Origin of the sequence: Streptomyces sp. NPDC101152, from assembly GCF_044768275.1 — a bacterium.
Classification (GTDB): Bacteria; Actinomycetota; Actinomycetes; order Streptomycetales; family Streptomycetaceae; genus Streptomyces.
Genome location: NZ_JBIWPO010000095.1, coordinates 1 through 11,874, shown reverse-complemented (window position 1 = coordinate 11,874; position 11,874 = coordinate 1). Strand labels below are relative to the sequence as shown.

8 protein-coding genes and 6 pseudogenes are annotated in these 11,874 nt (G+C 67.8%); 8 read left to right on the top strand and 6 right to left on the bottom strand.

The genetic code is table 11. The annotated features are described in order from the left end of the window. Nucleotides 1-92: 92 nt before the first annotated feature. Both ACIRVK_RS44110 and ACIRVK_RS44105 read left to right on the top strand, forming a co-directional pair. A pseudogene (locus ACIRVK_RS44110) lies at nucleotides 93-260 on the top strand (IS630 family transposase); the annotation flags it as partial. Between the two features lie 83 nt (nucleotides 261-343). Continuing rightward, nucleotides 344-865: pseudogene (locus ACIRVK_RS44105) on the top strand (transposase); the annotation flags it as partial. 649 nt (nucleotides 866-1,514) lie between these two features. Here the strand turns inward: ACIRVK_RS44105 and ACIRVK_RS44100 are convergent. After that, complete coding sequence (locus tag ACIRVK_RS44100; RefSeq protein ID WP_404257593.1) at nucleotides 1,515-2,666, bottom strand: ISAs1 family transposase; 1,152 nt, start codon at nucleotides 2,664-2,666, stop codon at nucleotides 1,515-1,517. A gap of 163 nt (nucleotides 2,667-2,829) precedes the next feature. Then, nucleotides 2,830-3,147, bottom strand: a complete 318-nt coding sequence (locus ACIRVK_RS44095; protein WP_328335231.1) for a hypothetical protein — start codon at nucleotides 3,145-3,147, stop codon at nucleotides 2,830-2,832. Nucleotides 3,148-3,896: 749 nt separating this feature from the next. Between ACIRVK_RS44095 and ACIRVK_RS44090 the strand changes: the two are divergent. Beyond that, nucleotides 3,897-4,109 (top strand): annotated as a pseudogene (locus ACIRVK_RS44090) (DUF2399 domain-containing protein); the annotation flags it as partial. Nucleotides 4,110-4,171: 62 nt separating this feature from the next. Here ACIRVK_RS44090 and ACIRVK_RS44085 read toward each other — a convergent pair. Next, entirely contained in the window at nucleotides 4,172-5,293 is a 1,122-nt protein-coding gene (locus ACIRVK_RS44085) for a PP2C family protein-serine/threonine phosphatase (protein WP_404257591.1), read from the bottom strand. Nucleotides 5,294-5,812: 519 nt separating this feature from the next. Between ACIRVK_RS44085 and ACIRVK_RS44080 the strand changes: the two genes are divergently transcribed. Further along, nucleotides 5,813-6,970 carry a pentapeptide repeat-containing protein gene (locus ACIRVK_RS44080; RefSeq protein ID WP_404257589.1) on the top strand — a complete coding sequence of 386 codons (1,158 nt, stop codon included), beginning with the start codon at nucleotides 5,813-5,815 and terminating at the stop codon, nucleotides 6,968-6,970. Between the two features lie 276 nt (nucleotides 6,971-7,246). Here ACIRVK_RS44080 and ACIRVK_RS44075 read toward each other — a convergent pair. Continuing rightward, nucleotides 7,247-8,122: pseudogene (locus ACIRVK_RS44075) on the bottom strand (IS5 family transposase). 286 nt (nucleotides 8,123-8,408) lie between these two features. Between ACIRVK_RS44075 and ACIRVK_RS44070 the strand changes: the two are divergent. Both ACIRVK_RS44070 and ACIRVK_RS44065 read left to right on the top strand, forming a co-directional pair. Beyond that, nucleotides 8,409-8,615: a hypothetical protein gene (locus tag ACIRVK_RS44070; protein ID WP_404257587.1), complete on the top strand. Its 207-nt coding sequence runs from the start codon at nucleotides 8,409-8,411 to the stop codon at nucleotides 8,613-8,615. Next, nucleotides 8,612-8,995: a hypothetical protein gene (locus tag ACIRVK_RS44065; protein WP_404257585.1), complete on the top strand. Its 384-nt coding sequence runs from the start codon at nucleotides 8,612-8,614 to the stop codon at nucleotides 8,993-8,995. Before ACIRVK_RS44070 ends, ACIRVK_RS44065 begins: the two co-directional genes overlap by 4 nt. 467 nt (nucleotides 8,996-9,462) lie before the next feature. Here ACIRVK_RS44065 and ACIRVK_RS44060 read toward each other — a convergent pair. Further along, nucleotides 9,463-9,714, bottom strand: a pseudogene (locus ACIRVK_RS44060) (thiamine pyrophosphate-binding protein); the annotation flags it as partial. 48 nt (nucleotides 9,715-9,762) lie between these two features. Continuing rightward, nucleotides 9,763-9,930, bottom strand: a complete 168-nt coding sequence (locus tag ACIRVK_RS44055) for a hypothetical protein (RefSeq protein WP_404257583.1) — start codon at nucleotides 9,928-9,930, stop codon at nucleotides 9,763-9,765. Nucleotides 9,931-10,067: 137 nt separating this feature from the next. On the opposite strand from ACIRVK_RS44055, the pseudogene ACIRVK_RS44050 reads away from it, so the two are divergent. Continuing rightward, a pseudogene (locus ACIRVK_RS44050) lies at nucleotides 10,068-10,529 on the top strand (transposase); the annotation flags it as partial. A 292-nt stretch (nucleotides 10,530-10,821) separates the two neighbouring features. After that, nucleotides 10,822-11,874: ISAs1 family transposase (locus ACIRVK_RS44045; RefSeq protein ID WP_404257581.1), on the top strand; the 1,053-nt coding region annotated here is incomplete at its 3' end.

The window sequence follows — 11,874 nt, the reverse complement described above, 5'->3', positions numbered from 1 at the left end:
CAACTCGACCAGCCGCAACAGGCCCTCACTGCTGATAATCGGCGCGTCCATACCCCGTTGTCCATCGCACCCTGCACTGTGACAAGCAGACTGAGCTGGTTAACGCCGACCTCAAACGGAGCCTTCCGATGCACAGCCGGGCCCGAGACCAGGCCCAACTCGCTGCCGAGACCCGCAGGTTCTTCCACCGCCGTCAACGCCAGCCGCACATCGTCCGCGGCTACTTCGGCGGCCGACACGTCCGCTACATCCTCGAATAGAACCCTTTGAGTTTCGGATCAATACTGATGGCTATGGTCGTTGGCGGGATGTGGGATCGGGATGTCGCTGGAGTCGCGGTCGGATGACGGTGCCTGAGCTGACGGCTCGGGTGGTGCGGGCTGCGTTCCCGAAGGGGACTTTGGCCATCCGGGTCCGGGAAGTGCTCGGCCTGGTGTTCAGGGACGACGACTTCGCGGTGGCCTTCTCCGGGCAGGGACGCCCCGCGATCTCGCCGGGCGCTCTGGCCCTGGTGTCGGTGTTGCAGTATGCGGAGGGTCTTTCCGACCGGCAGGCCGCTGACCAGGTACGGGCCCGTATGGACTGGAAGTTCTTGCTGGGCCTGGAGTTGGATGATCCTGGGTTCGACTTCACCGTCCTGGGAGACTTCCGGGCCCGGCTTCTCGCGCATGGGCTGGAGGAACGTGTCCTGGACGTGGTTCTGTCCCGGCTGTCCGACGCGGGACTGCTGCGGGCCGGGGGCCGGCAGCGGACCGATTCCACACAGGTGCTGGCTGCGGTGCGCACGCTGAACCGCATGGAGTTCGTCGGCGAGACGCTGCGGGCGGCGCTGGAAGCGCTGGCTGCGGCCGCCCCGGACTGGCTGACCCCGCTGATCGACGGGTCGTGAGTGGACCTTTGACACCGCGCCTACGAAGCCGACACCAAGTCCATGACGACCTCGGCGGCCTGACGGAGGCTTCGCTCGCAGAACGTGCTCCTGGCCCGCCGCTACGGGGGAAAGCGGCGGGCCAGGAGCCCCTCCACCGTGCCACAACCAGGCACGTCCCGCAGGCTGGGCAGCCGAAGTGGCCCATTTGCCGCGGTACGCAGAGAAGGCGGCGTTGACCTCCGCAGGCTCCGCGCCGCACTCCCTGTCCGCAGTACTCCCAAGTCGTTCGGGGAGGGCGCAGGGCACCAGTCATGGCGCGACCGTAACGGAGGGCCGGTCCTCCAGCGCAGTGCCGCCGTGCTCCCAAGGCGACGGCGGGTCAGCGGCTACTGCCCACGTCCCGCGAGGTCGGTGACCGCCGCGAGCTGCCGGCTCCTGCCGCAGGAGGTCGGGCCGGGCGTCGGCGAGATCGAACGCCCGCCGGAGACTATCCACGAGGACGGCCTCGATCCGGTAGACGCGCACCTGGTCGTCGAGCTCGAGCACCTTGGTCCTGTTGTCGGGGCCGATCCTGCGCCGTACCGCGCGGACGGTGGTGAGCCAGGGCCGTTTCAAGGTCCGAGTTGCGGTGTGATCGTGCAGGTCAAGCGATGCCGAGCAGGTCGAGCGGTCTGGTGAAGGCGTTGTACGAGGTGTGGCGGAGGCCGGCGGCGATGTTGGTGTGGCCTCTGCGTCGGAGCACGTTGATCGCGAGATTGCGCAGGGTGGCCATGTTCTCAGGTCCCCGGCCGGTGCGGACCTTTGATGCGTCCTCGCGGAAGGCGGTGTCGCGGACGAAGTGCAGCCGGTTCTCGATGACCCATTGTGATCGTGCGAGATGCCCGATGACTTGGGGTGATGCCTGTTGTGTGGTCAGGTCGGTGAGGGCGTAGACGGTCCGACGGGTGCGTTTACCGGTTTTGAGGTCGGTGCGGTGGCGGGTGACGCGGGCGGCCTGGACCGCGTGCGGGAAGTCCAGCGTCAGCCCGGTGACGGTGAGGACCCGGGTCACGCGGGTCTCTTTGCGGCCGTGGCCCTGCTCGCGGTCGTAGCGCCGGGCGGTGACGTCCTCCCAGGGCAGGGAGCGTAACTGCTGGTGCAGTCCGGGCTGGTTGGCCTTGACGATCAGCAGGTAGTGGGCCTGCTTGTCCTCGACGAGGAACCGCGCGTGGTCACGCTGGGTGTGCAGAGCGTCGGCGGTGACGGTGACACCGGTCAGGTCGAGCGGCGCGAGCAGCGCGGCGAAGCAGGTGATCTCGTTCGTCTTGCGCGGCACCCGCAGCTGGGTGACGGCCTGCCCGTCGCCGGTCATCGCCGCCAGCAGATGAGCTGCGGGAAGCTCGCCGCGGCGGGATCCCCGGGCGCTCTTGCCGTCCACTGCGAGGGTGGCGGTGCCGACGGGATCGGTGCCGGTCAGGTCTGCGAGGCCGCCCGGGCAGGTCAGGGCGATGATCCGGCGGACTGTGGCCGTGCTCGGCGGGATACGGACCTGGAGCACTCCGGCGACCCGGGCACCGAGGCGGGCCAGAGTTTCCTGCGCCGCGCACCGTGCCCACTGGCCGATCGCCGCGTACGAGCAGGCAAAGGTCAGGACGGCGGAGGCAGCGATCAGCAGCACGCTAACGAACGGGTGACGCCGCCCGCGGCGACGGCGCGGATCAGCCAGGCCCGCCAGGCGTCCGCCGAGCGTCCCGGCGGACACGTACTCGCGCAGCGGCGACTTGACCGGACAGACAGTGGCAGACTGACGGCACATCGAAGCTCCGGTTGAACAGAGCGACTTGGCAAGGTCACCCCTCTCAACGGGAGCTTCGTTGCGTTCGTAGTGCCCCAGCAGCACATCGTCACACCGCCGTGACCAACACACCTACGCGGTCAACATGACTTTGAAACGGGCCTGGCGCTTCTGGGCTGAGTGGTCAGCCGGTGTACACAGTCCACCTTTGCCAGGCGTTGCTGCCGTTGCAGCCCTCCTCGCGATAGGCGTATAGGGTCCCGAAACCGCCGTCCAGGCAGACGCGCCCGTCGAAGGCGAAGAATGTCTCGGGGGTGAGGCCGTTGACGGTGGCTCCGGCCCTGGCCACAGCCCATATGGAACGGGGGTCGTTGTACGAGCAGGGGATCAATTCCACGTCGGAGGAAGCGGCAGGGGCGCCCGAGGGGCCGGTGCCCGGTCCAACGGCGTACAGGCAGTAGCCGGCGTGGGTCTCGTCGTCGTCGGTGGTCTGGATCTGCACGTAGGCGGCGCCTCCGGCGTCGGGGGCGGCGCTGATGATGCGAAAGTGATCGTCCCAGCCGCAGGGGCCTATGCCAGCCGACACAGAAGGGCGTGCAATGACGCAGTCGCCGCTGGCATTGTTCTGCAGGGTAGTGTTCGGGATGTTAAGGGTTGCGCTCGCGCTTTGCATGCTGAGGGTAAGGGCTGTTACGCCTACGGCCAGGACCGTGACGAAGCTTCTGGTCCGCTTCCGCATCCGTGCCATCTTCAAACTCCGATCGTGTGCGTGTCCCTGTTTTCCCCAAGGTGTGCCTTTGGGGGGCTTCCTGGGCCCGACCTGAGTCCAGAGTGAAAGCATGATGTGCATCAGTAGCCCTGTGGAGACGCTACGGGCGCGGGTCCTTGAACCGTCCTAGATTCGTCCTAATGCCAGGCCAGGCTGGCGAACGGCGTTGGTCGTGACGCGGGCGGAGGGCAGCGACGCCTTCAAGGGGGCGGTGGGCGGTCAGCGCCCCTGCAAAGTTGTTGATCAAGCCGTCAGGAGCAGGTTGAAGGGCGGCCGGTGTCGCGGGCGTGGTGGCGTAGGGCTGCAGCGATGTTGCGGTGACCGTGGAAGCGGAGGAGGGTGATCGCCAGGTTGCGGAGGCTGGCCATGACGCGGGGTGCCTGGCCGGTGCGGACCTGGGAGCTGGTCCACGTCGATGGTGACGTCGCGGACCGCCGGCCTACGGCTCGCCGGCGACGGGGTTGCTTGGCCGGACCACCCAGGTGTGCACGCAAGCGGGTCACGCGGCTTTGCTCACCCTCGCGCACCTCCGGGCCCGGGCGACCTCCGCGCCTGCACGGGACCGGTGCACGTCACGGAGAACCCCAGCGGCCCTGGCCCTGCGCTGCTTCGGTGCCGCCTGCCAGCCGCTCGTTTGCACCTCCGGCTGGCCGAACAGCGCCGCCGTCCACCTCCTGCGCCTCCTTGCCGACCGCGGAGCCGCACTGCGCTACCACGGCGACTTTGACGGCGAAGGCATCCACATCACGACCGGAAATCAGAGGGCCAGGCGGCGGATCGCGACTGCGGCCGCGTCGTCGTCCAAGTGGCCGTGGACATGGGCCAGAAGGTCGTCATGGAGAGCGCGCAGGAACTCGTCAGGGTCGTCATTGGTCCACGAGGGCGCCCGGTCAGTGAGCTGGTAGAAGACGTGGCCAGCGTCTCGTGCCTCGATGACGCCGTCCGTGTACAGAAGGAGCAGGTCGCCGACCTCGAACGGAAACGTCTGGAGCTCGTAGGCGGTCATGCCGAAGGCGCCGCCGAGTCCGATCGGAAGGTAGCTCGCCTCCGGCGTGAGGGCGGTGACGTGAGTGCCGCGCAGGAGCAGCGGCGGTGGGTGTCCGCAGTTGATGAGGTGGACGACCGGCTCGTGGTCGGGGATGTCGAGCAGGATCGCCGTGGCGAAGTCCTCGTCGGTGTCCTGTTCCGTCCTCGAGCGCCACTGGGTGCTGTCCCAGCGGAAGGCGGCGTCCAGGTGGACGGCGAGGCGGGGCAGGGTGGCCTGCCGATGGGCGGCCGCACGGAAGGCGCCGAGCAGCAGGGCGGTGTTGTTGATCGAGGCCAGACCGTTGCCGCGGACGTCGCCGATGAGGAGCCGGGTGCTGTGGTGATCGGTCCGCGCGGCCGCGTACAGGTCCCCACCCAGATCGGCTTCCTCCTCGGCCGGAATGTACAGGCCGGCGATCTGCAGCGGGCCGGCGCGGACGGGCAAGGGCTGCAGCAGCACGCTCTGCGCCGCCTCGGCGACGGACCGCACCCGGTGCAGCTGTCGCTCACGCCGGTCCCGCAGCACGCAGATGCCGACACAGATGACCGAGACGACGACCAGAGCGGTGATCTGAGCCTGGATGTTGGCGGAGGACAGGCTCTCTTTCAGCACACCGATCAGCACCTGGGCCGCCACCGCGAGCACTCCCATCAGAGCCGTCACGCGAACGCCCGCGAACGCCACGGTGATCGCCGGCGCCGCCACCAGCAGAGGGCCGAGGTGAATATGCGGCGGAGCCAACACGTCCACCACACAGACCGCGACGATCAGCCCCAGAGGGATCACCATCAGCGCGGGCGCGTGACCCGGCTGCCAGGACCGCCGGAGGTCCCGCCATGGTCGCAAGGACATGCCCCAAGCCTTCCACTCGCCTCCCCATTGCAGAAACGCGCCGCTCCGAAGGTCGCGCGCTGCGCATGACCACTGACCGCGCCTGCGCCCATGACGGCTTCCTGTCGATGGGCTGCCGTGCACGGCTCTGCTGCGCGAGGGGTGCTGGGCCACTCGCCAGCCACCCGGTGGCGCCGGGGCCCCGAACTGTGCATCGCATTTGACCATCCGGGCCACCTATCGTGCACAGTCACAATAGGATCGTAAATGTGTTCGATTATTTGAATGATCTGCCGCCCGCCCTGAACCGTCTCCAGGCCCTGCGGGTCTGGCACGTCCTGTGACTGGAGCGCATCGACCGCAAGATCGCCCACCTCCGGCAGCGCGAGATGCCGGACAGCGCAGGACGGGAACAGGCCGCACGGGCCCAGGTAAGCCTCACAACTCACCCAATCCGTACGGCCGTTCTCATGTTGCGGCCAGTGGCGCAGGACTCTTGATCGTCTTCTGAGCGGCGCCTAGGCTCCCATGCCCATGGAGATGGGGGAACCAGACCGCGGGCGGCGGGCATGGCACGACGGGCCGGTCAGGCGCCGGGTGGCCGCAGGTCTGCTGGCCTGGGCGGCGGGGCTGGTCATTCTGGGCACGGTGTTCGTCGTACTGCCGGGGGTGGTGGTCGACCACGATCTCGCCGGGGCGAGCGTCGCCGCGCAGGATCGCCTGAAGGCGGTGAACGATGTCCGTGCGACGCTTCTGCAGATGGTCGGCGGCCTGGTGGTGCTCTTCGGCGCGTACGCCACGTGGCGGCAACTGCGGGTGAGCCAGGACGGTTTGCGCGCCACCCAGGAGGGCTACGTCACCGACCGATTCAGCCGGGCCGTCGACCAACTCGGCAGCGACAAGCTGGATGTGCGCATCGGCGGGTTGCACGCGCTGTGGCGGATCGCGGAGCAGTCCGCCCGCGACCGGGAGGCCATCATCTCCATCCAGGCCGCGTATCTGCGTACACACCTGCCCTGGCCACCCGCCGGGCCGGAATCACCGGCGGCAGACGTGCCCATCAACGACATCGCACCCCTGGAGACTCGCGCCGCAGACGCGCAGGTGGCGCTGACCGCGCTCGGCGTGCTGTGCCAGCACCGGGAGCAGTCCTGGGTCAACCTCAGCATCACCGACTTGCGCCGGGCCGACTGCGACGGACTGTGGTTCCCCGAGGTCAACTTCGACCGCGCTTGCATGGAGGCGGCGGGCCTGTACAACGCAAATCTGACCCAGGCGTCCCTGGTCTCGGTCAACCTGCGGCACGCCGACCTGACGACTGCGATTCTCCGCCGGACTCGCTGCATCCTGGCCGACCTACGGGCCGCGAAGCTGGTCGAAACCGATTTGCATGACGCCGACTTCACCGAGACCGACCTGCGCGAGGCAAACCTGCGCAAGGCCGACGCCCACGGCGCGATCTTCCACCGCGCCGACCTCCGCATGGCCGACTTGCGCGGCACCGACTTGAGCACCGCCAACCTTGTCGAAGCACGCCTGACCGGTGCCCTGGCCAGTGAGCACACCCGCTGGCCCGCCGACTTCGACCACACGGCCGCCGGAGTCGTCGACACCGATGACCCCGGACCCGAGCCCTCGCCCCTACTCCAGCCGCCCGGGATGACGTGGCAGGCACCGCCACTGCGGTCGACTCCCTGACCGACGTCACCTCTCCGCAACGGCGCCCTGATCGTGCAGAGCCCCAGGCCGCCAGGCAGATCCGGGAGCTGGTATCGCTCCCAAGGTCGTTAGCCGGCCGACCCACGGCTCGAACGGAAGTGCTATCCGGGTGACTATCCTGCGATCGAGGTGGCGGGTGCCCGCCACCGAGAACAGGACGCACGATGACGACTGTCCCGCCCCCGATCAGCGAGCCCGACCCATCCGCGCTGACCTGCCCCGGGGTCGTGTCACTTGTCGTGCAACGCCAGTGCGTTAGAGGGCGTTTGAAGTGGGCAGATTGCCGTTTACGTCCCAGTACGTTCCTCGCCAGGTGGGTGTCGTCTCGTCCGTTATGCGCCTGGCGAGGTTGTCGATCGAGGCGATGTGGATCATGGCTTCGGAGCTGAAGTGAGAGTTTCATAGTCGCGGGCGAGACGGCGGTGCATCATGATCCAACCGATACTCCGCTCTACCACCCAGCGCCTTTCACGACCTGAAAGCCACGGGTCTCCGGATTCCGGTTGACGACTTCGACGTCGATGCCGAGGGTGGCGCCGTGCTCGACGACGGCATTCTTGAAGCCGGTGTCGACCCAGCTTTTGGTGATGGTCGGGTACGTCTCCTTCGCCTGGTCGAGGAGGCGGATTCCCAGGGCGTTTTCCGACAGGCCGGCGGCGGCGACGGTCACGGCGAGGATGAGGCCGATTGTGTCCGTGAGGATGCCGCGCTTCCGGCCGACGATCTTCTTCGCGGCGTCCGTTCCCTGGCTGGTCACGGGCACATTGGTGGAAGTCTTCACGCTCTGGGTGTCGATCACGGATGCGGTCGGCTCGGGCTTGCGCCCCTCTTTCACGCGCGCCAGTCCGGTCAGGTCATAGTTGAGCTGGGCGAGATTCCCTCGTCGCGCCAGGCGGCGTAGTAGGCGTAAACGGTGCCGTGGTTCGGGAAGTCGTGTGGGAGGTATTTCCAGGGGATACCGGTGCGGTTCACGTAGAGGATCGCATTGAAGACGTCCCGTAAACCGACCTTGGCCGGCTGTCCGGTTGGTCTGCGGTCGAGTCGGGCCTTTCTCCAGGCCGTCAACGTCGGCTCGATCAGGGCCCATCGGGCGTCGGACAGGTCGCTGGGGTACGGCTTGCGCTCGCTCACGGCGTAGCGTGATCACGGGCGAGGCGGAGGGCTCGGTTCCGCTGTTCATTGGGCGATTCCGCGGCAACTTCAAACCAGACGGACTTCCAGGTATAGAAGCGAACGAGATGGACGGCCGAGCATCCGCCCTGGAGAGCTCCATTCGTCGCCTATGGGATGAAGACCCTCAAAGTAGGGCAATGGCAAGAGTCGCATATAGGGCTTGACCTGCATAAATGCCCTATTAGATCCAGATCGTCACCCCGCCTGGTACCGCTCTCGGTACCGATCGCGGTACCGTGTCGCTATGCCTGCACTCAATGTGGAATTCAGCGACGAAGAGATGGCCCGACTGCGTGCGAGGGCGACGCTGGCCGGCCGCAGTCTGAAGCAGCATGCGCACGATGTCATCGTGGAGGAGGCCGACCGGATCGCCTTCGTGGACGGGGCGGTCGCGGAGGCCACCCGGGTGCTGCCCGGTGTCCAGGCCCGCTTCCCTGCAGGACAGCGGTGAGTCCGATCATCCGCGTCGACGTCGGCTGGGTCCTGCAGATCCAGTCGGCGATCACTCCCCTGAACGTGCCCATCATGGACTGGGGAAGTTTGGGGTACATGGCCGACCGGCATAAGTTCGAGCGAGAGCGCGGCGTCCTGTACTACGAGGAGACTGCCGCCCGGGCCGCCACGTTCCTGCACAGCGCGCTCCTGCTGCGTCCCTTCGCCGACTACAACCTGGTCATCGGCTGGGCCTGCACCAGCCAGTACATGCATGTCTCCGGGGAGTCCCTCCAGGTCAAGGACGATGACCTGTACGAGCTCGCCGGGAGCATCCGCTCGCAGGAAGCCGATTTGCGCTCTGTCGCGCAGCATCTGGAGTCCTGGCGCGCAGCTTGAGCCGAGGGGCAAGGCTGTCGGGCGACCAGGTTCCTATCCGCGCGGCCGGTACGCAGCCACTCTCCCAACTCGGCCGCCAGTGAGACGGCATGTGGCACCTCGGGGCCAGAGCGCGGTGTGTTCGTGGCGCACCCGTAGGCGGTGTGAGAGAGGCCGGAAATGGCGGCCTGCGCTGCGCGTGCGCCGAGGGAGTCGGCGGCGATGTGGTGCGCTGGTGCACGGTCACAGCGGGCGGGACGACCGTATGGGTCGCAATGTTCTCCCCGGGCGGCGACGGATTGCCGCTGCCGAGCGTGGTCCTCGCAGTTCGCGGATTGAGGGTGCTGACTGCCGGCTGCAAGTTCACCCGTTTGGAAAGACCGTGGCGGTCCAGCAGCGCGGGTCGAAGGCTGGTCGCCCGACTGCTTCGTAGGCAGGTCGTCGCCCCAGAGCCTCGACCATCCGGCAGACGCCCTGCGGATCGTGGCGGCGGGCCGGCCCGTCATGCGACCGTAGCCGTCGGCCGCGCCGGTCGCCACGCCCTCGAACAGGCACGGCACGGCCCGCAGTTCACAGTCGTCATCGAGGGCGGCAACGAAGTGCAGTTCGGAGGTGCCGGGGTTGGCGAAGCACACTTCGACACCGGAGGCCAGCAGGGTGCGGGCCACGGCGTGGGCACCGTTCACGGCAATCCTTTCTCGCGTTGGGTCGCATCGGCGCCGTTCAGCCGAACAGAACATGCGGGTCGAGGATCCCGTCGCCGTCGAAGGCGTGCTTGATACGGCGCATCAGCGCGAGCCGACGGGATTTTCCAGTTCCAGGAAGTACGGCTGCTTCGCCGTGCCGATCCCAGGTTCACCGGAGAGGGCCCCGCCGAGCGCCAGCCCGGCCCGGAACAGTCGTCGTAGCACCGCCTCGCGCGGAAACGTAAATCTAACGGCGGATCCGACGATCATGGGAGAGACGTCAAGTGACTGATACCGCCGTGGAGTTGGAGACCGTGGAGCCTGACGAAAGTGCCCAGTTGGGGCAGCCTGGGCCCGTGTCCGACGAGCAACTCGTCGCCTTGCTGGTGGACGGGGTTCGGTCGGAGGGGCTGCAGCTGACCGGGCAGGGAGGGCTGTTGCAGCAGCTGACCTGGCGGGTCTTGGAATCTGCCCTCGAAGGGGAGATCACCGATCACCTCGGCTATGAGAAACACGATGCGGCCGGCCGGGGCAGCGGCAACTCCCGCAACGGGGGCCGGGCCAAAACCGTGCTCACCGACGTTGGGCCGGTCGAGGTCAAGGTCCCGCGCGACACCGCAGGCACGTTCGAGCCGCAGATCGTCAAGAAACGGCAGCGGCGGCTGACCGGAGTCGACGAGATGGTGCTGTCGCTGTCCGCGAAGGGCCTCACACACGGCGAGATCTCAGCCCACCTGGCCGAGGTCTACGGGGCCGAGCTGTCCAAGCAGACCATCGCTACCATCACCGACCAGGTCATGGACGGTATGGCCGCCTGGCAGAGCCGCCCATTGGACCGCGTCTACCCGGTCTTGTTCGTCGACGCGATCGCGTCCGCAAGGCCGTGCGGGCCCGTGGGCACTTCCCGACCGAGGCCGCCGCCCTCAAATGCGTCTATCTCGCGCTGATGAGCCTGGACCCAACCGGCAAGGGCCGACGCAGGTGGACCATGCGCTGGAAGGCGCCGCTGAACGCCTTCCAGATCGCCTCCGACGGCCGACTCAGCCAGGGCGGTTTCAAGTTCCGCGTTCGCGCGGTTGGCGACCGACTGGGGTGCATAGCGGGCAGGCACGGGCTTCGTGATCATTGTGGTGTCTAAGCCTGATGATCACGAGGTAACCCGTGCCTGCTGCTGCGTCCTCTCCCATCCCCGCCGCGCTGATGAAACTGGGGTCGCTGGACAGCGACCGGGTCGCGGACCTGCGCCCGTACCTCGACTCGGTGCCCGACCCTCGTGCACGGCGGGGCCGGTGGTACTCGCTGACAGCGATCCTGCTGGTGGGTGCCTGTGCGGTTGTCTCGGGAGCCCGGAGCATCGATGAACTCGCCGAGTGGGGCCAGCGTGCCGCAGACACGCTGCTGAAGACCATCGGCATCCGCCGCCATCTGCTGGGGTGGCGGCGTACCCCGTCGGCGGCCACGATCGGGCGCGTGCTGGGAGCTGTTGACGGTGATGCCCTGGACCAGGCAGTCGGTGCCTATCTGGCCGACCGACACCGCACCGCCACCGGGGCTCGCACCGCGAGCCCCGGGCGAGCAGCCGTGATAGCCGTCGATGGCAAAGCACTCAAGGGGTCATCTCGCCTCGCAGCGCCGCGGCGGCACCTGCTCTCCGCGGTCACCCACGGCACCGTCGTGACCCTCGCCCAGGCCGAAGTCGGCGCGAAGACGAACGAGACGACGCACTTCCAGCCGCTGCTGGCGCCACTGGACCTGGCCGGCACGGTCGTGACCTTCGACGCCCTGCACTCGGTCAAGGCGAACATCACCTGGCTGATCGAAGCCAAGCAGGCCCACTACATCGCCGTGATCAAGAGCAACCAGCCGACCACCCGCCGCCAGCTGGCGTCCCTGCCCTGGCGGGACATCCCCGTCCAGCACGCCGCCTCCGAGACCGGACACGGACGCCGCGAGTCCCGCTCGATCAAGACCTGTGCTGTTGCGGACGAACTCGGCGGCATCGCCTTCCCCCACGCCCGCCTGGCCATCCGCGTCCACCGGCGCCGCAAGCCCACCGGCCAATCCGAGTCCCGCGAGAGCGTCTACGCCGTCACCAGCCTCGACGCTCACCAGGCCGGCCCCGCCGACCTGGCCGCCGCGATCCGCGGCCACTGGGCAGTGGAGAACTCCTCACACCACATCAGGGACGTGACCTTCGCCGAGGACGCCTCCGCC